Genomic DNA, 25,239 nt, shown 5'->3' with positions numbered 1-25,239 from the left:
CTCGAACGTCTCGTCCGCGCGACGGTGAGACCGTTGCGCGCGTCACGACGCCTCACGCCAAGGCGCTCCTGGACGCGATTGCCTGCACCTCGGCGCGACATCCGAGCGCTGGCGACACGCACGACGAGACGATCTCCGCGCCGTGGGCTCGGATCGACGGTGTCGGCATCGCGGTTGCTCCTCCCGGGACCGTACGGAGAGGAGAGAACCAAGAATGCGGAAGCACCTCATGATCGGAATCCTCGCGGGCCTCGCGCTCGGCGCGCTGCCGGCGTGCGAGACGCCGCGCGAGAACGCGATGGACGAGCAAGAGGAGGCGCTCGACCAGCGCATGGAGGCCCAGGAGCAGCAGCTCGAGCAGGAGCGCGAGCAGCGCGAGCAGCAGCTCGACACCCAGCAGCAGCAGCTCGACCGCGAGCTCCAGCAGCGTGAAGAGGCGCTCGAGCAGCAGCACGAGATGGAAGAGCAGCGCCTCGAGCAGGCGGAAGAGGGCGTCGAGGAGCGCGAGCGCAACCTGCAGCGCTACGAGGAAGACCGCCCGATCGCCGAGTGAGCACCGGCTCCGTTCGCGCGAGCAGTCGCCGCCCCCCCCCGACGCTCGTGACTCCACGGAGCCGCGCGCGGAGATCACGCCAGCCCCCCTGGGCGTGATCTCCCTCGCCGCCGCCTCGCCCACGTGCCGCGGAGGGATGGTGCGTGGGCGGGGCGGGCCGCGCGGGATCGACGAATCAGTCAGTCGCCGCGGCGCATGCGATTGCGCTCGACGACCTGGCGGCGCAGCGCGTCGCACGCATCGCGCAGCGCGACGTAAGGATCCTCGTGCGAGTGATCCTCGCCGCTCTCGCGGCTCACGACGAGCTCGTCACCCGGCACGGCGAGCCGCACCGTGATGCGGTGGATCGTGCCGTGACGGTGCCGCTTGTCGGTGGGCTCGATCACCACGTGGCACGACGTCGCACGCGGCTCGAGCTGCGTGACCGCCTCGAGCTTCTCGCGGAGCACCGACTCCATCGCCTCCGATGCATCCATGTCGCGGAAGTGGATCTGCACAGGCATTCGCATACCCGGGAGGTATGCGCGCGTGGACGGGTCGCAACCGCGCGGCTCGGACGCGTGATCCTCGTCAGGTCGCGCGACGTGCTCCGGCGGTGCGCGCCTGCTCGGCCTCGTCGTCCCGCTCGGTGGCGTCGACGCGCACCCTCGGTCCGTCCTGCGCGACGCGGTGCCGCACCACGCGCTCGAGCTCCTTCGTGAGCCCGTCGAGCTCTCTCGCCCGCGCGTTCGCGGAGCTCTCGTAGCCGGCGCGCACCAACGTGTGCACCGCGGCGATCCACAGCGGCACCGACACGAACGCGAGCACCGGATCGACCAGCGCGAGCAGCGGCGCGATCACCGCCGCACCGCCCGCGCCCGCGCCTCCGACGATCCCGCCGAAGAGCCCGCCCGCGAGGCCGCCCAGTCGCTCGAGCACGCGCACCCGAGTGCGTCCCTCGCGCGAGGTCACGATCACCTCGACGATGCGCTGTCCGGCCGGTGGACCGAGACGCCACGTCAGGGTCTGCCCGACCGACTGCGCGTCTCCGATCGCGCCGAACGCGGCGCGCAGCGTCTCGAGGACCTCCTCGTGCGCGCTCGCCGGGAGCGCGCCCTCGATCTCGCGCTCTTCGATCAGCACCAGCGGCGCACCGAGCAATCGCTCGCCGGTCGTGGTCGTCCGCAGCGGCGCGCGGAGCTGCGCGCGCTCGCGACGCAGCTCGTCGTTCTCGCGCTCGAGCTGCTCGATGCGCGCCCGCAACGCCTCGTTCTCGTCGCGGTACGCCACGCGCGATCGATGATGCCACGCGCCCGCGGATCTACCATCACCGCCTGCGATGCCGAGCCACGACGACGCCGCCGTTCCCTCGGCCGACGTGCCTCAGGCCGCGACGAAGCTCGGCCGCATCCGCGCGACGATCGAGGTGCTCGCGCGCGGACCGTCGACCGGCGACGACGTCGCGACCCACGCGGGCATGGCGCGACGGCACGCCCACTACCAGCTCGCGGCTGCACGCGCGCTCGGATGGGCGACGCGCGAGGGCGCGCGACGTCACGCGATCACCCGCGAGGGCCGCGCGCTGCTCGACACCACGCCGGGCTCGGCCGCGGAGCGCACGCGCGTCGTCCGCGCGGTGCGCGCGAGCCCGCTGGTGCAGGCCCTCGCCCGAGGTCTCGATCCCCGCTCCGCGGATCTCGAGCTCGCGATCGCCGAGCGCATCGAGCGCCGCACTCGACCTCCGCTCGCGCCCGAGACCGCGCGCGAACGAGCCCGCACGATCGCGGCCTGGGTCCGCCTCGCGGCGAGCCCCCAGGAAGCGCTCGCGTTCACCCGCGGTGTCGCCGCCGGGGACACCACGTAGGTCTGCGCATCTGGGCAGGGCAGGGCCGGAAAGCTCCGCGAGAGAGCCGAATTCTGCTACACCGTGGCCTCCGCCATGTTCGGAATCGGGTTCGGCGAGATGGTCGTGATCGCGGTGTTGATCCTCATCGCGGTCGGGCCCGACAAGCTCCCCACGATGGTCAAGACCGTGGCGAAGACGTATCGGCAGTTCCGGCGCGCCGCGAACGAGATCCGTGCGAGCACCGGCATCGACGATCTGCTGCGCGACGAGGAGCTGCGAGAGCTCGCGGAGCTGCGGAAGCAGAAGCTGCTCGCGATGAGCCAGAAGCCCGCGCCGCCCAAGCCGGTCGCCCCCGCGGCCTCGGCGGTCGCGGCGCCGGTCTCGTCGGGCACCGTCCCGTCGTCGAGCACCGTGCCCGCCAAGCCGATGGTCTCGGCGCACGCGCCGCCGCCTCCGCTCGACGAGGAGCCGGTCGCGCCGGTGCCCGCCGTCGCGTCGTCGCCCGGTGCGCGCGGGCTCACGTACAAGCAGCGCACGATGGAGATGCCGCTCGACGGCGTCGATCTCTCGGAGATCCAGCACGGGCTCACGTCGAAGCCGGCGATCCCCGAGACCCGCGCCGAGAAGCCGATCGACACCGATGCCGCGACGCTCGCGGCGATCAAGGCGAAGGCGTGATGGGCAAGCCCGCGAAGACGGCGCAGCTCGAGGAGAACGCGAAGAAGGCCGCCGACGGGTCGGACCCCGAGGACGACGTCGAGATGACGTTCTTCGAGCACCTCGGCGAGCTCCGCAACCGGCTCGTCAAGGCGCTCTGGGGCCTGATCCCGGGTGTCGCCGTCGCGTGGGCGTTCAAGGAGAAGATCCTCGATCTGCTCACGCGCCCGCTGGTGCAGGCGTGGCGTCAGCTCGGGCTCGGCGATCCCCAGCTGCACTTCGCGAACCCGATCGATCCCTTCGTCGCGTACATGAAGATCGCCTTCGTGTGCGGGCTGATCTTCGGCAGTCCGTGGCTGTTCTGGCAGCTCTGGCAGTTCATCGCGCCGGGGCTCTATCGCAGCGAGAAGCGCCTCGCGCTGCCCTTCGTGCTCGCCTCGACGGTCTTCTTCGTGGGCGGCTCGTTCTTCGGGTACCTCGTCGTCTTCCCCGCCGCGTTCGAGACGTTCCTCGGCTTCGCGGGGATGCTCCCGGACTCCGAGCTGCGCATCCAGCCCACGCTGATGATGTCGGAGTACCTCGACTTCTCGGTGCGGATGCTCCTCGCGTTCGGCATCACGTTCGAGGTCCCGGTGGTGATCACGTTCCTCGCGTTCGCGGGGATCGTGAACTGGAAGCAGCTGCTCGGCTTCGCGCGGTGGTGGATCGTGATCTCCGCGGTGATCGCCGCGCTGCTCACGCCTCCGGACGTCGGCTCGCAGCTGATGATGCTGGTGCCGTTGGTCCTGCTCTACTTCGTGTCCATCTTCCTCGCCTGGCTGTTCGGCCCGAAGCCGCCGCCGCCGGCCGTGGAGTCGGCCGCGGCCGCGGACGACGACGAGGTGGAGTGAACCGAGTACCTCCCGCGGAGCGCTGTCCGATTCTCGTCGTCGACGACGACGCAGACGTGGTCACGCTCGCCCGGAAGGTGCTCGAGCACGCAGGATGGCTCGTCGAGGCGACGACCGATCCCCGACAGGCGCTGGAGATCGCGAAGCGCGTGAGGCCGTGCCTCGTGCTCGTCGATCTGATGATGCCCCACATGGACGGCGAAGAGCTGCTCTTCGCGCTGCGCGCGGCGTTCAAGGGCGACGCAATGCCGAAGATCGCGCTGATCAGCGCGGCGTACTCGCGCACCGAGGTCGCGAAGCGGCTCGAGGTCGACGCGTCGTTGTCGAAGCCGTTCGACCTGAACGATCTGCGCGACGTCGCGGCCCGCTTCGCGAGCGCCCATCGCGATCGAGCCAGCAGCCGTCCGCCTCCTCCGACCCGCTGAAGAGCGCGGGAACACCACGGCGCCTTGCGTGCTCGAACCGAGGTGCGCCGATCACTGGATCGCGCGCAGGTCGGCGCGGTCGCGGCCCAGCGAGAAGACCGGGGGCACGCCCAGCGGGGCGTCGATCTCGATGGTGCGACCACCCTCGTGGGCCTCTCCGCTCCACACGTGGAACCACTGGCCCGGCGGCAGGTACACGCTGCGCGAAGTCGCGCCTTCTTCGAGCACCGGCGCGACGAGCAGCTCCGGGCCGAGCATGTACTCGTCGTGCACGTCGCGGCTCGCGACGTCGCCTTCGAACTCGAGCGCGAGGTGGCGGATGATCGGCAGCGAGCTCGTCGCCGCTTCGTCCGCGAGCGCGCGGATCTCCGGCCCCAGCGCCTCGTGCACCCGCGCGAAGCGGCGGAAGTGCGCGATCGTCTCGTCGTCGCGATCCCACGACCAATTCGCCGCCGGCATCAGGCCCTCGTGGGTGCGCAGGATCGGGCCGAACGCGGCGAGCTCGGTCCACCGCATGTAGAGCTCCTTCGTGCTCGGTCCGCCGCTGTAGCCCGCGACGTCGTGGGTCACGAAGGGCACGCCCGAGAGACCGAGGTTGATCAGCGCGGGCACCACGGTGGGCAGTCCGTCGGTGGGCTCCCAGTCCGCTTCCTGATCGCCGATCCACACGATCTGCTGCTGCGCGTGATCGCGCGTCCATCCGCTGCGCGTGAAGAGCACCCAGTCGCCGTCGGGGCGCACCGTGTCCATCACCTCGCGCGACGCGCGGTGCCACATCGCGGGATAGAGGTTGTGCACGAGACGCGCGTCGCTTCCGTCGTGCAGCACCGCGTCGGTCGGCAGCCACTCGCCGAAGTCGCTCATCCATCCGTCGAAGCCCTGCGTCTCGACCATCGCGCGCAGGTGCTCTTCGACGTACGCGTAGGCTTCGGGTCGCGTGAAGTCGGGCATCGTGCCGCGGCTCAGCACGAACGGGAACACGTAGGGCGCGCCGGTCTCGTCGCGGATCAGCAGATCGTCTCCCGCCATCGGCGCGAAGTGCTCGAGGTCCATGCGCACGAACGGGTTCGCGTACGCGAGGAAGCGGACGCCGTGATCGTCGCGCAGCGTGCGCACCAGCCCCGGCAGATCGGGATAACGCTCGGTGTCCGCGACCCAGCGATAGTTGAGATCGAAGATGCGCTCGGTCAGCCACTCGCCGCCGACCCAGTCCTGCACCCACACCGCGGAGAACGGGACCTCGGCGGCCTCGAGCGCCGCGACCTCGGCCAGCACCGCGTCGGGCCCGCCCTGCACGCCGATCCACGGCGAGAACGCCCAGTCGGGCGGCCGCACCGCGCGCCCGATCTCGTCGCCGAGCTGGCGGATCACGTCGCGCGGTCGCGGTCCGTGGAGCACGAGCACGTCGAGCGGCGCGAGGTCCTCGACCTCGACCCACGCGACGCGCGCATCGCGCTGACAGAGATCGACGAGCGTGCGCGCCGGCGTGTCGACCAGCACACCGAAGCCGCGCCAGTCGATCCACCACGGCATCGGGAAGTACGTCGAGTGCGCGTCGCCCGAGATCGGCCCGATGCCGCTGCGCCCGATGCCCTGCTCCTGCACCCAGAGCGGGAACGCATCGCCGCGCTGGTTCGTGTCGTCGTACTGCGCGCCGAACCCCGCGAAGCTCGCGTCGTCGTCGCACGCGAAGGGCAGGGCGAGCGCGCTCGCGCGCGCATCGGTCGTCGTCGCGGTCCAGCGCAGGCGCGTCGCGACGTCGCTCTCGTGCACGGCGATCTCGAGCGTCACGTCCACGCCCGCATCGCCCTCCCAATGCAGCACGATCGTTCCGTCCTCGCGCTGCTCGCTGCCGGTGAAGCGACGCGCTTCGGTGCGCTCCTCGCCGACCCGCACGAACCGGAAGAACCCGACGATCATGGTGATGCGCGACTCGAAGCTCGCGACGGTCGGGAACGCGCCCGCCGCGGTGCCGCCGAGGGCGCGTCCTGCGGCGTCGTGGAGCGTGATCGCGCCGCGTCCGTCGACGTCGACGTGGGTGCCGTCGGGCAGGTCGTACGCGGCGGGAGGGAGCGCTGGGTCGGCGTCGTCGCCGCAGGCGGCGAGGGCGATCGAGGACAGGACGAAGAGCAGCGGAACGGCGCGCATCGCGGTCGATCGTACCGGAGCCGGCCGTTTTCTTGGTGTTCTCCGCGCGCTCCGCGAGAGTCGCGCCCACGGAGGACCTCATGGATCGCAACAATTCACGCGTCCTGGCGGCCGCCGCGCTCTGCGTCGCCGCGCTCTCGTTCGCGCCCCGCACCGCGCACGCCTACGACGTCAACGGGCTCGGCGTCGGCGCCGACGTCTCGCTCGGGGGCCCGAGCGGCTTCGCGCTCTCGCTCGGCCTGGGACGCCTCGAGCTCGACTTCATCCTCGGCCTCTCGCTGAACCTGCCCGAGGGTGGCGTGCTCACGCCGACGTTCGGCGGTGCGGCGGGCGTGTTCTACACGCTCACCGACGCGACCCAGACGAACCTGCAGATCGGCGGGCGCATCGGCGTGCTCGTCGACAGCCAGAGCGTCGGTGGCGAGCTCGACACGAACGCCGCGTTCACCATCGAAGCGGATCTGCGCGTCGAGCACCGCCTCGATGATCACTGTGTGATCAACTTCCAGGTCGGCATCGGCACCCAGATCTGGCCGGACGATCCCGACATCGGCACCGCGCAGTCCGACTTCGTCATGGGCTTCGGCAACACCGGCCTCGTGGGTGGCGCGGGGTTCCGCTACTACTTCGAGCCGCTCGGCACCGCGCCCGCGTACACGCCCGCGCCCGCCGCGTCGGCGCCGCCGCCGCCGGCGACGCAGTCGTCGGTCGAGCCCGCCGCGACGCCGACCACCGGCGAAGATCGTCCCGACTGGGAGTGAGCCTCCGAGGAGCGCAGGAGATCACTGCTAGGGGAGCAGGAGATCTTCCGCTCAGGAGAGCAGGAAAGGCAGGAGCCTCAGACGTCTGGAGTCGGAGCCTCAGACGTCTGAGGTTCGAGGCGCAGACGTCTGCGGGCGGTCAGCCCTGCGAGCTTCCGGCGCAACCGCGAAGAACGAGGCGCGCGTCAGAGCCATAGCCGCCGGTGACCTCGAAGGGTTGCCCGCTGACCCACCTGGTGTCGGGCGACGGCGTGCCGATGCAGCGGGCACACGGAGCCGGCCCGCATCTTCGCGATGCGCCGCTCGATCGGCTTCAGGGTCGGCGGAACCGCTGCTTCGCCGCGTCGGTGACCGGAGCGAAGAGGTTGATGAGGTTCCCTTCGGGATCGCGGAAGAGCAGTGAGCGATTGCCCCATGGCATGGTCTTCGGCGACTGAACGAGATCGGTGACGAGTCCGCCGAGCCTGGCGAAGGCCGCGTCGACGTCCTCGACGAGGAACTCGATGATCGCCGTATGGTTGTCGGCCGGCCTCGCGGCGCCTTCGGCGAACAGCTTCACGGTGCGTTCGCTCCCGATGGCGAGGGTGCACGCGGGAGTAGGGATCTCGGCGAAGTCGTCGTTGAGCCACCTCGCGGGCAACGCCGTGACGGCCTCGTAGAAGGCCACGAGCTTCTTGATGTCGCGAACGATGAGTCGAACGGAGTAGAGGTTCATGCCGCGCGTCGTACACGGCCCTGCTGACAGCATGATGTCAGCATGCGACGCGCCGACCGACTGTTCCGGATCTGTTCGCGTGAGCACGCAGCGTGCGCGCTACGTGAACGAGCTGCTCGCGCGCCGCACCTTCGATGTGGGCGCGGCAGGCTCGTCGTGCCGCGAGCTCGTTTCGATCGAGCCCACCGGCGAGCCGGCTTCATCTTTCTTCACCGCCCCCCGAGCCCTCGCGAAAACATCGGACCGCATCTTCGATCTCCGAAGGCGATGCCCGCATCGTGCGTGGCCGCCCACGGAGGACGCGACGATGTTGGGATTCCTGGTCGGAACTGCGTGTCTGATCGGTCTGGTGAAGGTGGCCCGCGGTGGCGGCGGGTGTGGGCGCGGCTTCGGCCATCACCATCGCGGCTGGCACCACCACGGCCATCACGGCTGGGGCGGTGGTTGGCAGCGCGGCGGCTGGGGCGGCGGCTGGATGCGCGGCCTCTTCGAGCGCCTCGACACCTCGCCCGGTCAGGAGAAGGTGATCAAGCAGGCGGTCGAAGAGATCTTCGGCGCGACGCGCTCGCTGCGCACCGAGCTCGACGACACCCGCCGAGACATCGCGGCCGCGCTGCGCGCCGGGATCGTCGACGAGGTGCAGATGGGCGAGCTCTTCGCGCGCCACGACGAGAAGCTGCGCGAGGTGCGCAAGGCGATGGTCGGCGCGTTCGCCCGCGTGAGCGACGCGCTCGACGAGACGCAGCGCAAGCAGCTCGCCGACCTGATCGAGCGCGGCCTCGCGGGCGGCGGCGGTGGCTGGGGTCGCTTCGGCGGCGGGCCCTACCGCGGCCGCAGCGACTGGGCGTGAGCGAGAGACCTTCGAGACGAGGAGAGATCACGATGTTCTTCGGACGAAAGCTGCTGATCGGTCTGCTCGCGTTCGGCACCGTCGCGGGGTACGCGAGCGGGTTCGCGAGCCTCGCCCACTGCGCCCGCGGTCACGAGGCGCGTCGCGCCGCGTTCGAGGCGCACGTCGCCGAGGTGTGCACGCGCGCCGCGCATCGCGTGCACGAAGGTGAGCGTCACGACGCACGCTGGGCGCCCAGCGAGTAAGATCGACCGCGTGACCGACACGGGCCTCCACCGATGATCCGGGTGCTCCTGATCGACGACGATCGACGGCTCTTCGAGCTGCTCGAGACGTATCTCGCGCAGAACGGAGTGACGCTCGCGTACGCGCCCGACGGGCCCAAGGGGCTCGCTGCGCTCGGTGGAGGTCAGAGCGGCGCGTACGACGCCGTGCTGCTCGACGTGATGATGCCGCAGATGGACGGGCTCGAGGTGCTGCGCCGCATCCGCGTCGAGAAGGGCGCGCTGCCGGTGATCATGCTGACGGCGCGCGGAGACGAGACCGATCGTGTGGTCGGTCTCGAGCTCGGCGCCGACGACTACGTGCCCAAGCCGTTCTCGCCCCGCGAGCTGCTCGCGCGACTGCGCGCGGTGATGCGGCGCGGTCGCCCCGAGACCGGCGATCAGCGCATCTCGGCCGCGGGCATCAGCGCGGATCTCGGCACCCGCGAGGTGAGCGTCGACGGGCGCGTCGTCGAGCTCACCGGGCTCGAGTTCGACATCCTCGTCGCGCTGATCAAGCGCGCGGGGCGCGTCATCCCGCGCAACGCGCTGCTCGCCGAGGCGGGGCGCGACGACGTCGTGGTCGGCGAGCGCACGGTGGACGTGCACATCTCGCGGCTGCGCAAGAAGCTCGGCGACGATCCGCCGCAGCGCATCAAGACGGTGCGCGGCGTCGGCTACGTGCTCTCGCGCGAAGGCGTGAACGGTGCGTGAGGAACGCTGCAGGCCCACGCCGCCGCCCTTCGGTCGCGGGCTGACGTACTGGGTTCGCGCGAAGCTGCATCGCCGCATCTTCGCGTGGTTCGGCGCGTCGATCGTGATGACCGGTGCGAGCGTGTGGCTCGTGCTCTCGCTCGCGGCGGCGCCCTATCGCGGCTGGCACGAGGACTGGGAGCGGCTGCGCCACTTCGTCGGCCACCAGTACGCGGTGGTCTGGGACGATCCCGCGGCGCGCGACGAGCTCGCGCGGACCACGTCGGATCAGCTCGACGTGCAGGTCGTGCTCGAGGACGCGCGCGGGCACGAGCTCTCGCGCTTCGGCGCGCGCGAGTGTCGTCATCCCCGCTTCGAGGCGCCGGTAGTGCGCGGCGGGCGCGAGGTCGGGCACGTCGAGGTGTGCGCGGAGCGCGCGCAGCCGCGGCCCGGTTGGTTGCTGATCCTCGGGGTCGTCGTCGCGTGTCTCACGCTCTGGGCGGCGTCGGGCGTGATCGCGCGACGCCTCGTGCGCCCGCTCTCGCACGTGGTGCAGGTCGCGCGCGACGTGGGCACCGGCAAGCTCGGATCGCGGGTGCGCATCGGGCATCACCGCACCGGCGAGCTCGGCGTGCTCGCCGACGCGATCGACGACATGGCGACGCGCATCGAGAAGCAGCTTCGCGATCAGCGCGAGCTGCTCGCCGCGGTGAGCCACGAGATCCGCACCCCGCTCGGGCACATCCGCATCCTGCTCGAGACCGCGCGCGACGGAGCGGAGCGCGGCGAGCCGCTCGGGACCAAGACGTGCGACGAGCTCGAGCGCGAGGTGCTCGAGATCGACGATCTGGTGGGCGAGCTGCTCGCGAGCTCGCGCCTCAGCTTCGACGCGATCGAGCGACGTCCGCTCGAGGCGCTCGATCTCGGGGCGCGCGCGCTCGAGCGCGCCGGGCTCTCGATCGATCTGCTCGAGAGCGACGAGGAGAGCGTTCCCTTCGACGGCGATGCGACGCTGCTCGGTCGCGCGCTCGCGAACCTGCTCGAGAACGCGAAGCGGCACGCGGGCGGCGTGGTGCGCCTCGTGATCGAGCGCGACGCACGCGGCGAGCTCGGAGAACAGGGCGGCCTGGTGTTCGCGGTCGACGACGAGGGGCCGGGGTTCGCGGGCGACGAGATCGAGAAGGTGTTCGATCCGTTCTATCGCGGCGAGCGGCGTGCGGGCGCGAGCGCGGGATCGCTCGGGCTCGGGCTCTCGCTGGTGCGGCGCATCGCGCAGGCCCACGGTGGTCGCGCGTGGGCGGAGAATCGTCAGGGCGGCGGCGCGCGCGTCGCGTTCCGGGTCGCGCCGCGCCAATCCTGACAGAAGGCTGACAGAGGCCCGCTCCACGATGCTCGCATGAGCAATCCGAAGAGTGTCCTCACCTGGTTCGAGATCCCCTGCGCCGACATCGATCGTGCGGCTCGCTTCTACGAGGCGATGACCGGCACGACGCTGCGACGCGAGGTGTTCATGGGCGTCCCGCACGCGATCTTCGCGTCGTCGAAGGACGTCGACGTCGGAGGCACGTTGGTCGCCGATCCCAACAACGCGCCCTCGGGCAGAGGCACGGTGGTCTATCTCGATGCGCGCGGTGAGCTCGATGCGTGGCTCACGCGCGCCGAGCAGGCGGGCGGGACGATCGCGCTGGGCGCGACGTCGATCGGCGCGCTGGGCACCATCGCGTTCGTGATCGACACCGAGGGCAACCGCGTCGGGCTGCACACGCGCTGATCGATCAGAGGCGGAGGTCGTGCACGAAGCGCGCGACCTCCGCCGGTGAGCGCAGCCGGTGCAGCGTGAGGTGCGGGGGCGCTTCGTCGAAGAGCGCGGCGTAACGCGCGCGGACGCCGGCGAAGCGCGTCCACGACCAGAGCACGACGTTCTCTTCGGGATCGGCGCTGGTGAGCCCGCGCCACGACTCGCGGTTGCCGTTCCACAGCTCTTCGCGCGTGATCACGCGGCGAAGGCTGCGTGCGATCAGCCGTCGCATCACCAGCGCGCGCGGCAGGTCGAGCCACACGATCGTGTCGGCGCGCCGCTGCACCAGATCGCCGAGCTTCGAGACGTACTGGCCGCAGATGACCCAACGATCCGAGGCATCGAGCCGTGCCTCGACCTGCGCGCGGAATTCGGGCGTCGCGAGCGGGCGCCAGTCCGCCTGGTGATGGATCGCGTCGAGCTCGACGTGCGGGAGCTCGAGGCGCGACGCGACGGTTCGCGCGAGCGTCGTCTTGCCCGCGCCGGACGAGCCGACGATCCACACCCTGCGCACGCGGCGCAGTGTGCACGATCAGCGCGGCAGCGGGACGCGCCAGGTGCGCTGGGTATCGGCGAGCACGAGATCGCCGCGCGCGAGATCGAACGTCGCGTGGTGCGAGTGCTCGAGCGGGTGCTCGGCGCGCGTGTGCAGATCGAGCAGCGCGCGATCGAGCACGGCCCAGCGCCCGCACGGCGACGTCGTGCGGAGGCCGCGCCCGGCAGTGACGAAGCGCAGCGATCCGTCGCGGGCATCGCGCACCTCGACGCGACTGCGCACCGGCGCGACCACGAGGAGCCCGTCCTTCGTCCACGCGATGTCGTCGATGTCACCGATCTCGTTCGGGATCGCGAGCACCTCGACCCCATCGCGATCGCGGATCGAGACCCGCTCCCAGCCCCCGAACGCGAACCGATCGAGCTCGGGCGAGGGCGCCCCGCACAGCGCGTCGACCACCATCGGCGCGACGAGCTCGATCTGCCGATCGACGTCGAGGAGCACCGCGCCATCACCGACGTGCGCGAGGAGCAGCGACGTGCCCTGCGCGCTCCAGTACAGCGCCGGTCCGTCGACGTCCGGATGGGTATGCTCGACCGTGCAGCGACCGGTCGACACGTCCCAGAGCTGCATCCCGACGCACGAGATGTCGGTCCCGATCGCGCACGCGAGCGAGCGCCCGACGAACCGCATCTCGCGGAGCAGCCATCCCGGTCGTGCGATCTCGTGGGCGAAGCGCAGCGCACCGTGCTCGTCGCGCACCTCGAGACGATCCCAATTCGCGCGCGCGACGAGGATCTCGCCCTCGACGAGCTCGATCGCCTGGACCCCGAGCGGGTGGTCGCGTGGATCGACGGCCACGCACGCGATCGTGTCACGTCGGCGGCGTCGCGCGCAGTGTGTCGTCGACGTGCACGCGCGGCGTCGGCTCGGTCGTCTCGTCGGCGGGCGCGGTCCACCGCACCCGATGCTGCGGCTGGTACCCCAGCTCGCGCTTCGCGCGCGCGCCGTCGAGCACACCGCTCCACCGGAAGCGCCGGCGGTTGAGCGACCACTCGAACTCGGTGCCGCGCACCCGCGCGCGCGCCGTGTACAGCGGGCCGATCAGCGATGCCCCGATCGGGATCGCGATGCGCTTCGCGTACGCGATCGCCGCGCTCAGCGGGAGCACGTCGGCGCCGGGCACGTTGAACACGCCCTGGGCGCGCGATGCGAGCGCGAGCTCGGTGGCGCGCGTCGCGTCCTCGATCGAGATCACGTCGAGCATCGGGTCGTGCCCGATCGGCCGGTAACACACGCGCGACGAGAGATAGTCGAAGAGCTGGCTCCCACACTCGGGCGCGAAGGTCTCCGCGAGACGCAGCACCGCGATCGAGAGCGGTGAGAGCCCCATGCGCACGCACACCGTGAGGTCCGCCTCGACGCGGTCGCGCACTCGCTGCGGCATCTCGGGGCTCATCTCGATCGGATGATCCTCGCCGATCAGCGCGGGGAGCGCGGCGTCGACCCGATAGATCTCCGCGGAGCCGACGTACACGAAGCGGCGGATCGTCGGATGACGCTCGGCGAGCTGCAGCATCTCGCGCGTCGCGTCGACGTTCAGCGCGTGCACGCGACGGCCCTTGGCGCGCACGCTGCGGTGGTGCGCCGAGTGGACGACGACGTCGATCGCGAGATCGCGCGCCGGCCCGAAGAGGAGCTCGCGCACGTCGCGCGAGCGCGTGAGATCGAGCGGCAGGTAGTGGAGCCGGCGATCCTGCACGCCGGGCCACGTCCGCTCCGCGGCGACCGCGAGCACCGTGGTGCCGTCGCGCCGCGCGAGCAGGCGCTCGACCAGCGCGCGACCGAAGAGAGTCGTCGCGCCCGTCACCAGCACGCCGGTCATCGGAAGAGCCCCTTTCGCTCGCGGAGGCCCTGATCGATCAGCGCCTGCACCGCGGCCTGCACCTCGCGCGCGAGCGCTCGCGCGGCGCCGGGATCGTCGGCTTGTCGCGCCGAGAAGCGCGCGCGGGGATCGATCGGCGTGCCGTAGCGGATGCGGTAGCGCACCGGCAGCGGCAACGGCGTCGCGGGGATCGGCAGGTAGGGCGCGCCCCAGAGGTGGAACGACTCGATGCGCGCGAGCTCGGGCCACTGCTCTTCCGATCCGACGATGCCGACCGGCACGATCGGCGCGCCGTGCTGGATCGCGAGCTCGGCGTGGCCCACGCGGAACGGGCGCAGCTGGTAGCGCTCCGAGGACGGCTTCGCGATCCCGGGCACGCCCTCGGGGAACACGCCGAGCAGCTCTCCGTCGTCGAGCAGACGATCGACGGTCGCGCGGTTGCCCCCGACCACACCGGTGCGGCTGAACGCGGTGCCCACGAAGGGCAGTCGCGGCACGAAGGTGTCGGCGACCATGCGCACCACGCGCGGCGGGCTCGTGTGACGCAGCACGTCGGCCCACAGCATCACGCCGTCGAGCGGGAGGAGCCCCGCGTGGTTCGCGGCGAGGATCACCGGACCCGTGCTCGGGATGCCCTCGGCGCCGCGCGAGTCGACGCGGAACCAGACCTCGTAGAGGAAGCGTGTGGTCGCGGCCGAGAGCTTCACCGAGTCGGGGTGCATGCCCAGCCGATCCCAGCCGTGCCCCGCGTCGTGGAGCTGCAGGCCCGCGAGACGCTCCTGCTCCGCGGCGGGCAGGAGCGCGCGTGTCACCGCGCGCGTGACGTGGCCGGCGAGACCCATGTCCCCCGCACGTGCGCACCGACCCGTGATCGCGCAATCAGCGGGCCGCGCGGCGCATCATCCAGGCACGCAGATCGCCGAGCGCGGGGATCGTGACCTCCTGCGCGACCTCGAAGCCGTGTCGCTGATAGAGCAGCACGCTCTCCCACCGATCGGTCTCGAGGTACGCCAGCATCCGCGCCGCGTCGGCGCGCGCGCAGAACGCTCGCAGCAGCGCGCTGCCCACGCCGCGTCCCTGGAGCGCCGGCTCCACGCCGAGCACCCAGAGATAGAAGTGCGGCTCGCGCGGATGGAACGGATGCACCTCGTGGTCGTAGCGCGCGTAGCGCCACGCACCGCGCACGCCGGTCCCGAGCGCGCCCCCGGCCATCCACGGGTACACGCTCGCACGCAGCGGCCACGTGCCGGGCGCGAACGAGAGCTGCGCGCCCACGACCTGATCACCCTCGCGCACGACCTCGATCGTCCCCGCGCGCCGCGCCGCCTCGACGAGCCCGCGGTTGAGCCACGCCACCCGCGACCGCCGCGTCTCGCGATCGCAGAACGAGAGGCACGCCTTCGCGACCGGGTTCTCGGCGAACGCACGTCCGAGCATCTCGCCCGCCGCGCGACCCTCGCCGTCGCGCATCGCGCCGACGCCCCAGCTCATGCCTTCTTCCCGATCGTGAACGGCGTCTTGCCGCGCACCACGAGATCCCACCACTTGAACGTCATCGCGAGCGCCGCATCGAGCTCGCGCGTCTGATCGCTGGGGGCGAGCGACTCCCCGTCGGGCTCGCAGTACGCTGCGAGCGGCGAGGCGCGCAGCATGTGCAGGATCCCGCCGCTCCAGCCCTTGCCCGCGTAGACGAGGCACACCGGCATGTCGAGCTGCTCCAGGTCGGCGAGCGCGTAGGGGATCTTCTCGTCGGCGGTGCCCGCGGTGTCCTGGTACTTGCACTCGAGGCCCATCGCGACGCGCGTCTGCTCCTCGAGGATCAAGATGTCGAGCCGTCGGTTCTTCCCGATGATCGTCTTGCCGAGATAGACCTCGCGATAGACCGTGATCCCGCGGTGCCCGAAGTTGTGCACCACGTACGACGCGATCAGGTTCGCGTACTGCGTCCCGGTGAGCGGCATGGCGCGCCGCGATTACCACCCAATGCTCAGAACGCCAAGAGCGTGCGGGGGAAGGGCGGCGTCGCGAGCCGGGCCGCACCGCTCGCGCCGAGCCGTTCCTCGGCGATCGCGATCGCCTTCTCGCTGATGTCGTTGCCCCAGAACGAACGGCCGACCTCGATCGCCGCGAGCCCCGCCGAGCCGGTGCCCATGAACGGATCGATCACGATCTCGCCGGGCGCCGTGCTCTGCTCGATCAGCACGCGGTTCACGCGCACCGGCTTCTCGGTGGGATAACCCCGGTGGATCCGCTTCTCGACGATCACGTCGGAGATCCCGAGATCGTTGAGCCGCCGTTTTCCCTTCTCGAAGAAGAGGATCATCTCGTAGGTCGAGCGGTAGTGGTACCCCATGCCCATCGTCACCTTCGACCAGATGAGCGGCTTCCAGAACTTGAAGCCGACCTTCTCTCCGACGGGCTTGGCGTGGAACGCGGTCTCCTGATCGCAGAAGAGATAGAAGTGCGTGTTCTTCCGCATCACGCGGTGCACCTCGCGGAAGAGCTCCTCGAAGCGCGCGTTGGGGAAGACCGTGAACCAGTCGTTGCTCGACGACTTGCTGTGCTTGAGGCGCGTGGTGGTGCCCACCGCGCGGTGCTTCTCCAGCGACTCGTAGGGCGGATCGGTCACCACCAGATCGACCGACGCGTCCGGCAGGCCGCGCAGCCACGCGACGGCGTCGAGCCGGCTGAGCCAATACGAAGCGGAAGGAACGGCGGCCTCGGGCACGGGGTCAGGCATTAGCACGGGGGCCACGACGTGCCCTCGGGTCTCGGACTGACGTGTTGCGAGCCGCGCCGCGGGTCCCCAGGATCGCAGGGCGTGACCCCCGATCATCCGATCGTGCTCTTCGACGGCGTGTGCAACCTCTGCCACGGCGCGGTGCAGTTCATCGTCGATCGCGATCCCCGCGCGACGTTCCACTTCGCGTCGCTGCAGTCGGATCGCGCCGCGGCGCTCCTGCGCGAGCACGGCCGCACGCCGCCCGCGGGCGACCCCGAGAGCGTCGTGCTGGTCGAGGACGGGCGCATCTACGAGCACTCGACCGCGGCGCTGCGCATCGCGCGTCGGCTCGGTGGGCTCTGGCCCGCGCTCTACGCGTTCGTGATCGTCCCGCGCTTCGTGCGCGATGCCGTGTACCGATTGATCGCGCGCAATCGATATCGCTGGTTCGGCCGCACCGAGCAGTGCCGCGTCCCGACGCCCGAGCTGCGCGCGCGTTTCCTGTCCTAGCTCCCGCAGGCGCTCTCGGGCGCGATCGACTCGCGGCAGCGGTCGGAGGACACGCACCCATCGCCGCACGTCCCGGTGACCGTGAAGCAGTCGGCGTCGGTCGCGATCACACACTCGAGATCCTCGCCCGTGCCGGCGCACGCGGCGCTCGAGTCGCGCGCGTGCGCGGGGCACGTCGAGACCGTGGCGCAATCGGCCGACGGCCGGCACTCGAGCGAGCCCGAGTCACGCACCCAGCGCCTCTCCTGCCCGGCGGCGCAGACGCGGTCGAGAAAACAGGCGCCGGAGCGACGCGCGGGATCGGGGCTCACGTCGCCCTCGCGGACCCGCAGCTCGTCGATCGTGCCCCGGAAGGGCTGGTGCACGCCGGACTCGCCCGCGCCGATCCGCAGCGCGCCCCGGCCACGCGCCGGCATCGCGCACGCGGGCGTGACGTCACACCCGATGCGCACGCCTTCGCGCGCGAGACAGAGCCGCGGCGTCGCGTGGTCGACGAGCACCTCGATCTCCTGCGGACGCGCTTCGAAGTCGACGATCGGATGCGCATCGTCGATCACCTCGAGCGCGGGCGCCGAGGGATCGCCTCCGCACGCGCCGGCGGTGACGCGCAGGCGGCGCCCTTCGATCGTCACCCCGAGGTCTCCGTCGACCTGCCACAGCAGCGCGTGCGGCAGCGTTCCTCCGTAGCTCTCGTCGGCGCTCCACCACAGCTCGACGGTCGTCGCGCGTCCGTCTTCGGGCAGCGCCGCGCTCCGCTCGAGCCAGCGCGAGCCCTCGAACGAGACCGCGCTGCCGCACGCCGCTCGCGGCGAGAGGTGCACCGGCGCGCCGAGATCGCCGGCCCACACGAGGTGCGGATCGAGCCGCGAGCCCGGGCGATCGAAGAACGCGCGCGCGAGCACGGGCTCGGTGCGCCACCACGAGATCGGGCACGGCGTCGTGTCGGCGACGAAGCCCGTCGAGAGCAGCCGCGCCTGCGATCCATCGCCCGCCACGAGCTCGATGGTCCGGCGGACCCGCACGACGCGCGAGACGTCGGTCCCCATGTCTCCGAGCCACACGCCGGTCGCGAGCAGGTAGTCGTTGTAGCGCGCGACGTGCTCGCAGCGCGTCGTGGTCCGTCCGGTCGCGTCGCACGCGTCGTCGTCGCCGGGCGTGGCGCCATGCACGTAGGCGCGTCGCGCGAGCACCGCGCCGCTCGCGTCGAGCGCCTCGAGCGCGAAGATCGCCGCGCCTCCCTGGACCTCGAGCTCCGGGACCAGCGCGGTGTGCGAGACGCTCTCGTCGAGCGCGATCTCCTGGTACGCCCGCACCCAGCTCCCCCCGGGCGCGCCGCGCAGATCGATCTCGAGCGCGTGACGATCGCCCGCGAACACGACCTCCGCGCGCTCGTCGGGATCGTCGAGCCCGCTGCTCTCGATGCACCAGCCGCCGAGCCCCGGGCGGATCACCCCGTCGGCGGGATCGATGCATCCCGACGTGCCGCCGTCCCAGCCCGCATCGGTGCCGGCGTCGGAGGGCGCGCCGGCGTCGGGCGGCGCGACCTCGGCGGCGACGCAGACGTTGCGCCCGCCGCGCACCTCGCACGACGCGCCGCGCACGCAGTCGTCGCCCTCCACGCACCCCGCGCGGCAGCGCCCGTCGCCGCACACCAGCGGCTGCGCGCACTGCGCGTCGAACTCGCACGCGTCCTGCGGCAGCGTGCAGACCCCCGCACCGTCGACGAGCACGCAGTCGGCCTCGAGCGGGCAGTCGCGCTGCTCGACGCACTCCGAGCGACACCGTCCGAGCACGCACGCGTAGGGCTCGGGGCACTGCGAGGTGCGCTCGCAGCGCTCACCGAACTCCACCTCTCCAGGGCAACCGACCAGCGTGACGAAGAGCGCGCAGAGCAGCCAGGGACGGAGCGACATCGCCCGCTAGGGTGAGGGCACCGCGCGCCCCGGCAAGCGGACGGTCCACGTCGCGATCGCGCGAGGGCTCGTCTACCCTCGTGTCGTGCGCTCGCCTCCGTTCTCCGCGTGGCTCGCGACGTCGCTCGGGCTGGTGTTCTCGCCGTTCCTCGTCGGCCTGCCGATCCTCGCGACGGGGGTGGGCGAGCTGCTCGCGTGGGGCCACGAGCTGCCGCGCGGCGACGCGCAGGAGCGCCGGATCCGCGCCGGATGGACGGCGATCCTCGTGCTCGCGCCGGCGGTCGTGATCGGCGTCGCGCTCGGCGTCGCGATCGTCGATCCGATCGAGCGGCTCGCCGGTGACGACGATCTCGCGATCGAGATCGTCACGCTGCTCGCGCCGATGACCTCGGCGCTGCTCTGCGCACCGTTCGTGCTCGCGCCCTCGCTCGTGCTGCGCACCAAAGGGCCTGCGGTCGTGCTCCGCGCGGTCCGCGCCGCCGCGCACCTCGGGGTGGGCCGCACCCTCGGTCTCGGCGCGATGCTGGGCGCGCTCGGTGCGCTTCCGTTCGCGCTCGCGATCCTCGGCGCGCTCGTCGACGACGTCTTCGTGGTGCTCGCGCTGCCGGTGGGCGTCGCGATCGACATCTTGATCGCGCCCTGGGCCCTCCGCGTGATCGCGCGCGCGGCCGACGACGCGCTCGTCTCGTTCGACGATCCCGCGCGCATGGCGAGCGCGCTCTCGAGGCTCGGCGGCTTCGTGCTCGTGCCGCTGGGGATGGTGATCGCGACGATCGCGCTCGCGCTGAGCACGCCGCTCCCGCTGCGCACGCGCGGCGCGATGGAGGGCGGCGAGCCCACGTACGGCGAGCCGTGGATGGTCCCCGGCACCGACGTGCGCATCTCGTACGACTGGCGGTGGATCGACGTCGGGCGCGTGGGCGGCCCGACCGAGCGTTACTACGCCGGCCCCTACGTCTCGATCGATCGCGCCTCGGCCTACCGGGTGCGGCGCGGCGGGCGCGAGGAGATCGTGGTCGTGCTCGGCAACGACGACTTCTACGAGTCGTGCGAGCTCGTGATCGACACCCAGGGGCACCGCGTCGACGACACGATGGGGGCTCGCTTCGAGCAGCGGATGCCCGTCTCGGTCGTCGCGCTGCTCGTGCTCGCGTGCGCGCTCGGCCTCGCGTTCGCGGGGCGCAACGGGGGCGCCCAGGCACGGATGCGCGAGGTGCTCGCGGTCGTGCAGCCGGGCCGCGAGGGCGAGCTCGTCCACGGCGTGCTGCGGGTGCGGAGCGCGCCCGTTCGCGTCGACGGCGACAGCGTGCACGCGGCCGGCGGCGCGTGGATCGAGGCCGACGGAGGTGCGCTGCGCATCGCGCTCCCCGACACGCCCGTCCGCGCGGTCGCGCTCGATCCCGAGCTGCCCGCCGCGCTGCCCGAGGGCACGCCGGTCGTGCTGCGGACGAACGGGGCGCGCCTCGGCGGCGTGACGCTGCGCGACGCCCACACGCCGTGGCCCCCGGGTGCGCTCGCGGTGTGGGGCGATCCCCAGCGCGCCGCGACCGATCGCGTGCGCGCGGTGTTTCCGTCGATCGCGTGGCTCGGCCTCGCGATCGGCGCGCTGCTCGTGATCACGTCGTTCGCGATCGCGGTGTCGATCGTTTGAGCTCCAACGATCTCGACGACGTGGACGAGCTCGTCGGCGCGTTCGTCGCGGGCTTCTCGCGCTACGACTCGAGCGCGCATCGAGATCGGCTGCGCGCGCTCTTCGACCAGGGAGGCCCGGCCGCGCTGCTCGCGGTGGGCGATCGCCTCGAGACGCGATCGCTGCGGTGGCGCACCGAAGCCCGCCAGCATCTCCTCGACGACGTCACGCAGCTCCTCGCGACGCGCCCGGGGATCGAGCATGTGCGTGCCTGCCTCGCGCTGCTCTCGCGCCCGCTCGGCGCGCGTCGCGGCCCCGAGCGCGCCGTCGACCTCGCGATGTTCCAGCCGCTCGAGGTGCTCCTCGCGGCGATCACCGGAGGATGCGCCGCGGACGTGCTCGCGTGCTGGATCCAGGAGCTCGTCGTCGGCGGCATCCGGCTCGATCGCCATCCCGTGATCGCCGCCTACTGGCGCGCGCTCGCGCACCCGCTCGCGAGGCTCCCGCTCTTCCTCTACGACTGGGAGCGCGGGCTCGGTGATCACGTCCTCCGGCCTCACGACGTCGTGCACGGATGGCCGGGCGGATGGACCTGGTCGGCGCCCGAGTCGCTCGCGGGCGCGAGCCCACCGACCACCATCGAGACGGTCGCGCTCCCCGCGACGATGCGCGAGCCGACCGCGGTGGTGCTCGGCAGTCCGCTCGAGCCGCGCGAGGTGCCACCGTCCTGGCGCGAGCCGATCCTCTCCGACGTCGCGGGCGCGTGGTCGATCGCGGACGGCGCGCTCGCTCCGACGCGCGAGGTGATCGCGCTCGCATGGGCCGACCTCGTGCGACGAGCGCCGCGGTCACGGCAGCCGGTGCGCGACCTCGTCGAGCTCTCCGCATCGGGCGCGCTGCGCGCCCTCTTCGGGGCGATCGCGCGCGGAGGTCCCTACGATCGCGGCGGTCTCGGTGCGGGCTCGCGGCTGCGAGCGTGGCGGCTGCTCGCCGAAGGCTGCGGCGCACCGCCCGACGCGGGCCTCGAGCAGATCGCACACGCTGCGGTCGACTGCCGGTGGGCCTCGTTCCGCGTGACCGGGCTCCACGCGGACGAAGGCTGGGACTTCGGCATCGCGTGCGTCCGCGCCGACGCGCGCACGCTGCTGCTGAAGGTCGGGACCGCCGCCGACTAACGCGCCTCGCGGCGCAGTCGATCGCAGAGCTGCGCTTCGTAGAGCGAGCCCGGCAGCAGCGTGCCCTCGCCGGTCTCGAAGAACCCCGCGGGGCCGTCGAACGGCCCGTCGCCGGTCACCGTGCCGATCGTGCCGATCGCGTAGTTCTGTCCGAGCGGCGGGCGCTGCACGACCGCGCGCCGCCCGCCCACGTCGTAGCGCCACAGCACCGAGTTCACCGACGACCAGCCGTGCAGCGTCCCGTAGTCGCCGCGGTTGTAGAGCCCGACGATGATCTGGGTCGCGGGCGAGGTCTCCACGATCGAGTCGAAGAGCAGCCCCTGCGACCAGCGGCGATGGCCCTCGCTCGATGCGCGCGCGCCGCTCGAGCGACCGCGCAGGAACACCACGCCCGAGACCTCGGCGATCCCGTTCGACACGAAGTTGTGGCGACCGCCCTGCGCCTCGACGTCTTCGAAGAGCACCTGCTGCGCGCCGCGCTCCACCGCGAAGTTGTACATGCGCGATCCGGTCACGATCGCGACCGGCTCGATCGCGCGCACGTCGCGCACCGTCACCCGGGTCGCCGCGGTGACGCGCACGCCCGCGAACCCGAAGTGCAGCGCGGTCACGTCGCGCACCCACGCGTCCTCGGCGCCGACGATGCCGATCGCGCTCCACGCGTGGTTCTCGTCCTCGCCGCCCGCGGTCTGGATGTCGATGCGCAGCGACTCCACGCCGACCTCGCGCGCGACGTCGGGCCCCTCCACCACCGAGAGCGTCGAGACGCCGTGGGCGCGATCGAGCGTGTCGAACACCGGCACGTCGAGCGTCACGTTGCGCCCGTCGATCGCTCGCACGTAGCGCTGGTGCACGAGATCGATCTCGCCCGGCGTCCACGCGCTCGATCCACCGCCGCCCCCGAGCGCGCCGATCCACGCCGACGTCGAAGGACGGCGGAGCACCACGGGATCGCCCACCGAGAAGCCCGACGCGTCCTCGACCTCGATCGTCCGAGCGCCGACCAGCACGCGCTGCGTCGTCACGTCGATGGTGGTCCCGCTGCGCAGTCGCGACCACGCGCTCGATGCGTTGCTGCCCACGACGATCACGGTGCGCTGGTGCGGGTTGTCGCCGGTCGCGCGGAGGATCGTGTTGCTCCCGGCGTCGCTCCCGTCGCCCGCGCCGCGCAGCACGATGCCGCTCTCCTCGATCCGCAGCGTGCCCGCGATCTCGTAGGTGCCCGCCTCGAGCACCACCGCGCCGCGCTCCGCGAGCGGTCGATCCGCGACCTCGTCGATCGCGGCCTGGATGCGCGCGGTGTCGTCGCCGTCGCCCGGCCCGACGCGCTCCACCTCGGGCAGCTCGGGCAGCGCGACGCCGCCGTAGTGATAGCCGGCGTAGCCGAAGTCCGGCACGCGGTTGCCCTGCGCATCGCTGGCGTACTGCAGCATCCCCTCGTCGTCGTAGGAGACGCGCGACGACTCCCAGGTGCCGCTGCGATCGGCGGGCGGCAGCGCGTCGCAGAAGGGCGGCAACGTCGGTCCGGGGACGATCCCTCCACCGTCGTCGTCGCCGGGCACTGCGCCGTCGAGCGCGATCGACGCGTCGGGCTCGAGGGGCCTCGACGCGTCGACCTGTGTGCTCGCATCGCGGGGGGCGCTCGCGTCGGGCTCGCTCGTCGTGCCGTCGTCGTCGCCACAGGCGAGCAGGGTGACGACGATGGCGAGCCAACCCAGGACCGGACGGATTCGGAGGGCCACGTGGGACAGTGGGCCCTCCGTCTCCGATCGGGTCAATCACCGACGCTGCGCCTTCACTCGCTCGGCAACACCTCGAGCCGCGCCTCGGCGCGCGCGGTGCGCGCTCCGTCGTCGACCACGAGCTCCACCGTCGTCGCGCCCGGGCTCGGCATCCACACCTCGACGTCGCGTCCGATCGCGCCGGTCGTGCTCTCGCCGATGCGCACCGCGCGCACCACCGGCAGCGACGCGCCCTCGACGTCGATCGTGAAGCGCGCGGGCGCGCCGGTGCGCACCACCTCGGGCGCGCTCGCACGAAGCGTCAGCTCGCCGCCCGGATGCACGATCGGCGCGACCTCGCCGTCGCACCCGAAGCGCGCGACCCCGCTCGACGCGGCGACCACCAGCCCGTCGTCGACGAAGCGCAGCGCCATCGCGACCGGCGGGCCGAGCGCCGCGACGTCCTCGCGCGCCTCGAAGGGCAGCGCGAGCCGCGTCGCGACCTCGCCGCTCGCCGCGTCGCGCACCACGATCGCGCCCTCCGCGTCGACGTGGGCGAGCCACGCGCCGGTCGGCGAGAGCGCGACCGGCGACTCGATGCTCGGCAGGTACGTGATCGGGTTCGCGATGTCCATCCCGACCTCGATCGGCTCGCCGATCATCCCGAGCGTCGTGGTGTCGAAGCGGCGCAGCAGGCCATCGCGCCCGGTGACCGCGAGCACGCGCTCGTCGTCCGAGATCGCGGTGCCGAGCACGTCGAATGCGAGCTCGAGGTCGAGCGAGGGCCGCGCGTCGCCCACCGCGATCACGGTGCTCACTCCGCCCCGCGTCAGATCCACCCGCGCGATCGCGTTCCCGGGCGTTCGCACCTCGCCGACCCACGACGGACCGTGCGCGCGCATCCCGATCACGAGCGCCGCCGTGCCCCCCGCGATCACGCGGAGCTCGGTGTGTCGCGGCCAGGGCTCGCTGCACGCGAACGGCAGCGTCACGTCGACGATCGCGCCGGTCGCGAGCTCGATGCCGCGCAGGTGCGCGCGCGTGCGATCGCCGGACTGATCGCAGTCGAGCACCACGGCGCGCGCGCCGTCGTCGCTCAGCCGCGCGGTCGTCTCGCCCCACCAGGCCTCGCGCGGGGCGGCGCCGCTCGGGATGGTGTGCACGACCGCGCCGGTCGCGAGCTCGCGCACGATCACCTCGCGCGTCGTCGGATCGACCTCGATCGCGCGCGCCCACGCCGCGTCGGTGGGCGGCGCGTTGGTGAGCGCGATCGCCGATCCATCGCGCATGCGCAGCACGTCGTGACCGAAGTCGCTGCGCCGCATCAGCAGCGCATCACCCGGCGCGACGTCGAGCGAGACGGGATGGAAGCTGCCGTGCAGCGGGGGATCGTCGCTCACCCACGCGACGTCGAGCGCGCCCGGGGCGCACGCGAGATCGAGCGAGACCGAGGGCGCGGGGGCGGGCGCTGGGTCGCGATCGCCGCTCGCGTAACAGCCACTCAGCGAGAGCACGAGAGAAGCGAAGAGCAGGGGTCGGTGCATCGAAATCGGACCTCCTTCGTCGCTGGTCAGACTGTCGATCGCCGTCCCATAGCGCTCATACCGAT

28 protein-coding genes are annotated in these 25,239 nt (G+C 72.0%); 14 read left to right on the top strand and 14 right to left on the bottom strand.

The annotated features are described in order from the left end of the window. Positions 1-214: 214 nt before the first annotated feature. Positions 215-553, top strand: coding sequence for a hypothetical protein (locus tag I5071_RS33550; RefSeq protein ID WP_236517364.1), 339 nt, complete (start codon positions 215-217; stop codon positions 551-553). A gap of 179 nt (positions 554-732) precedes the next feature. On the opposite strand, the gene I5071_RS33545 is transcribed toward I5071_RS33550, so the two are convergent. Then, a complete protein-coding gene (locus I5071_RS33545) occupies positions 733-1,062 on the bottom strand; it encodes an HPF/RaiA family ribosome-associated protein (RefSeq protein ID WP_236517363.1) in 330 nt (109 codons plus the stop codon). A 61-nt stretch (positions 1,063-1,123) separates the two neighbouring features. After that, positions 1,124-1,822 (bottom strand): hypothetical protein, encoded by a 699-nt coding sequence (locus I5071_RS33540; protein ID WP_236517362.1) that lies wholly within the window; start codon positions 1,820-1,822, stop codon positions 1,124-1,126. Positions 1,823-1,871: 49 nt separating this feature from the next. Between I5071_RS33540 and I5071_RS33535 the strand changes: the two genes are divergently transcribed. The 4 genes from I5071_RS33535 (at position 1,872) to I5071_RS33520 (ending at position 4,350) form a co-directional block, all read left to right on the top strand. After that, on the top strand, positions 1,872-2,396 hold the full coding sequence (locus tag I5071_RS33535) for a hypothetical protein (protein WP_236517361.1): 525 nt from the start codon (positions 1,872-1,874) through the stop codon (positions 2,394-2,396). A 75-nt stretch (positions 2,397-2,471) separates the two neighbouring features. Then, positions 2,472-3,056 carry a Sec-independent protein translocase protein TatB gene (gene tatB, locus I5071_RS33530; RefSeq protein ID WP_236517360.1) on the top strand — a complete coding sequence of 195 codons (585 nt, stop codon included), beginning with the start codon at positions 2,472-2,474 and terminating at the stop codon, positions 3,054-3,056. Further along, positions 3,056-3,925 carry a twin-arginine translocase subunit TatC gene (tatC, locus tag I5071_RS33525; RefSeq protein ID WP_236517359.1) on the top strand — a complete coding sequence of 290 codons (870 nt, stop codon included), beginning with the start codon at positions 3,056-3,058 and terminating at the stop codon, positions 3,923-3,925. The genes tatB and tatC overlap by 1 nt, the downstream gene beginning before the upstream one ends. Next, positions 3,922-4,350, top strand: coding sequence for a response regulator (locus I5071_RS33520; RefSeq protein WP_236517358.1), 429 nt, complete (start codon positions 3,922-3,924; stop codon positions 4,348-4,350). The genes tatC and I5071_RS33520 overlap by 4 nt, the downstream gene beginning before the upstream one ends. Positions 4,351-4,401: 51 nt before the next feature. Here the strand turns inward: I5071_RS33520 and I5071_RS33515 are convergent, their stop codons facing one another. Further along, entirely contained in the window at positions 4,402-6,498 is a 2,097-nt protein-coding gene (locus I5071_RS33515) for a TIM-barrel domain-containing protein (RefSeq protein ID WP_236517357.1), read from the bottom strand. Positions 6,499-6,578: 80 nt separating this feature from the next. Between I5071_RS33515 and I5071_RS33510 the strand changes: the two genes are divergently transcribed. Beyond that, on the top strand, positions 6,579-7,259 hold the full coding sequence (locus tag I5071_RS33510; RefSeq protein ID WP_236517356.1) for a hypothetical protein: 681 nt from the start codon (positions 6,579-6,581) through the stop codon (positions 7,257-7,259). Between the two features lie 313 nt (positions 7,260-7,572). On the opposite strand, the gene I5071_RS33505 is transcribed toward I5071_RS33510, so the two are convergent. Beyond that, the gene (locus tag I5071_RS33505; RefSeq protein WP_236517355.1) at positions 7,573-7,974 is read right to left on the bottom strand and encodes a VOC family protein; all 402 of its coding nucleotides are present in this window, start codon (positions 7,972-7,974) and stop codon (positions 7,573-7,575) included. Positions 7,975-8,053: 79 nt separating this feature from the next. Here I5071_RS33505 and I5071_RS33500 point away from each other — a divergent pair, with 79 nt between their 5' ends. The 5 genes from I5071_RS33500 to I5071_RS33480 are packed head-to-tail and all read left to right on the top strand — an operon-like array spanning position 8,054 to position 11,551. Further along, entirely contained in the window at positions 8,054-8,824 is a 771-nt protein-coding gene (locus tag I5071_RS33500; RefSeq protein WP_236517354.1) for a periplasmic heavy metal sensor, read from the top strand. A gap of 32 nt (positions 8,825-8,856) precedes the next feature. Further along, positions 8,857-9,069 carry a hypothetical protein gene (locus I5071_RS33495; RefSeq protein ID WP_236517353.1) on the top strand — a complete coding sequence of 71 codons (213 nt, stop codon included), beginning with the start codon at positions 8,857-8,859 and terminating at the stop codon, positions 9,067-9,069. Between the two features lie 33 nt (positions 9,070-9,102). Beyond that, complete coding sequence (locus I5071_RS33490) at positions 9,103-9,801, top strand: response regulator transcription factor (protein ID WP_236517352.1); 699 nt, start codon at positions 9,103-9,105, stop codon at positions 9,799-9,801. Next, the gene (locus I5071_RS33485) at positions 9,794-11,140 is read left to right on the top strand and encodes a HAMP domain-containing sensor histidine kinase (protein ID WP_236517351.1); all 1,347 of its coding nucleotides are present in this window, start codon (positions 9,794-9,796) and stop codon (positions 11,138-11,140) included. Before I5071_RS33490 ends, I5071_RS33485 begins: the two co-directional genes overlap by 8 nt. Before the next feature lie 36 nt (positions 11,141-11,176). Beyond that, complete coding sequence (locus I5071_RS33480) at positions 11,177-11,551, top strand: VOC family protein (RefSeq protein WP_236517350.1); 375 nt, start codon at positions 11,177-11,179, stop codon at positions 11,549-11,551. A gap of 4 nt (positions 11,552-11,555) precedes the next feature. Here the strand turns inward: I5071_RS33480 and I5071_RS33475 are convergent, their stop codons facing one another. The 7 genes from I5071_RS33475 to I5071_RS33445 are packed head-to-tail and all read right to left on the bottom strand — an operon-like array spanning position 11,556 to position 16,687. Further along, on the bottom strand, positions 11,556-12,092 hold the full coding sequence (locus tag I5071_RS33475) for a hypothetical protein (RefSeq protein WP_236517349.1): 537 nt from the start codon (positions 12,090-12,092) through the stop codon (positions 11,556-11,558). A gap of 18 nt (positions 12,093-12,110) precedes the next feature. Then, entirely contained in the window at positions 12,111-12,935 is an 825-nt protein-coding gene (locus I5071_RS33470; RefSeq protein WP_236517348.1) for a hypothetical protein, read from the bottom strand. Positions 12,936-12,948: 13 nt separating this feature from the next. Beyond that, positions 12,949-13,959 (bottom strand): NAD-dependent epimerase/dehydratase family protein, encoded by a 1,011-nt coding sequence (locus I5071_RS33465; protein ID WP_236517347.1) that lies wholly within the window; start codon positions 13,957-13,959, stop codon positions 12,949-12,951. Then, complete coding sequence (locus I5071_RS33460) at positions 13,956-14,801, bottom strand: lysophospholipid acyltransferase family protein (RefSeq protein WP_236517346.1); 846 nt, start codon at positions 14,799-14,801, stop codon at positions 13,956-13,958. The genes I5071_RS33465 and I5071_RS33460 overlap by 4 nt, the downstream gene beginning before the upstream one ends. Positions 14,802-14,838: 37 nt before the next feature. Next, positions 14,839-15,450 carry a GNAT family N-acetyltransferase gene (locus I5071_RS33455; RefSeq protein ID WP_236517345.1) on the bottom strand — a complete coding sequence of 204 codons (612 nt, stop codon included), beginning with the start codon at positions 15,448-15,450 and terminating at the stop codon, positions 14,839-14,841. Further along, a complete protein-coding gene (locus I5071_RS33450; protein WP_236517344.1) occupies positions 15,447-15,920 on the bottom strand; it encodes a PD-(D/E)XK nuclease superfamily protein in 474 nt (157 codons plus the stop codon). The genes I5071_RS33455 and I5071_RS33450 overlap by 4 nt, the downstream gene beginning before the upstream one ends. 26 nt (positions 15,921-15,946) lie before the next feature. Continuing rightward, on the bottom strand, positions 15,947-16,687 hold the full coding sequence (locus I5071_RS33445) for a DNA-methyltransferase (RefSeq protein WP_236517343.1): 741 nt from the start codon (positions 16,685-16,687) through the stop codon (positions 15,947-15,949). 93 nt (positions 16,688-16,780) lie between these two features. Between I5071_RS33445 and I5071_RS33440 the strand changes: the two genes are divergently transcribed. After that, on the top strand, positions 16,781-17,191 hold the full coding sequence (locus I5071_RS33440) for a thiol-disulfide oxidoreductase DCC family protein (protein WP_236517342.1): 411 nt from the start codon (positions 16,781-16,783) through the stop codon (positions 17,189-17,191). Here I5071_RS33440 and I5071_RS33435 read toward each other — a convergent pair. Further along, positions 17,188-19,104 (bottom strand): hypothetical protein, encoded by a 1,917-nt coding sequence (locus tag I5071_RS33435; protein WP_236517341.1) that lies wholly within the window; start codon positions 19,102-19,104, stop codon positions 17,188-17,190. The two genes, I5071_RS33440 and I5071_RS33435, sit on opposite strands and share 4 nt — an antisense overlap. A gap of 85 nt (positions 19,105-19,189) precedes the next feature. Here I5071_RS33435 and I5071_RS33430 point away from each other — a divergent pair, with 85 nt between their 5' ends. Both I5071_RS33430 and I5071_RS33425 read left to right on the top strand, forming a co-directional pair. Beyond that, on the top strand, positions 19,190-20,755 hold the full coding sequence (locus I5071_RS33430; protein ID WP_236517340.1) for a hypothetical protein: 1,566 nt from the start codon (positions 19,190-19,192) through the stop codon (positions 20,753-20,755). Beyond that, positions 20,752-21,909 carry a DUF6183 family protein gene (locus I5071_RS33425; protein WP_236517339.1) on the top strand — a complete coding sequence of 386 codons (1,158 nt, stop codon included), beginning with the start codon at positions 20,752-20,754 and terminating at the stop codon, positions 21,907-21,909. Before I5071_RS33430 ends, I5071_RS33425 begins: the two co-directional genes overlap by 4 nt. Here I5071_RS33425 and I5071_RS33420 read toward each other — a convergent pair. Beyond that, positions 21,906-23,651, bottom strand: a complete 1,746-nt coding sequence (locus I5071_RS33420; protein ID WP_236517338.1) for a glycoside hydrolase family 55 protein — start codon at positions 23,649-23,651, stop codon at positions 21,906-21,908. The two genes, I5071_RS33425 and I5071_RS33420, sit on opposite strands and share 4 nt — an antisense overlap. A gap of 53 nt (positions 23,652-23,704) precedes the next feature. Further along, entirely contained in the window at positions 23,705-25,174 is a 1,470-nt protein-coding gene (locus tag I5071_RS33415) for a hypothetical protein (protein WP_236517337.1), read from the bottom strand. Between the last annotated feature and the right edge of the window lie 65 nt (positions 25,175-25,239).

This window comes from Sandaracinus amylolyticus, from assembly GCF_021631985.1.
Lineage (GTDB): Bacteria > Myxococcota_A > Polyangia > Polyangiales > Sandaracinaceae > Sandaracinus > Sandaracinus amylolyticus_A.
This window is presented reverse-complemented; position numbering and strand designations above follow the sequence as displayed.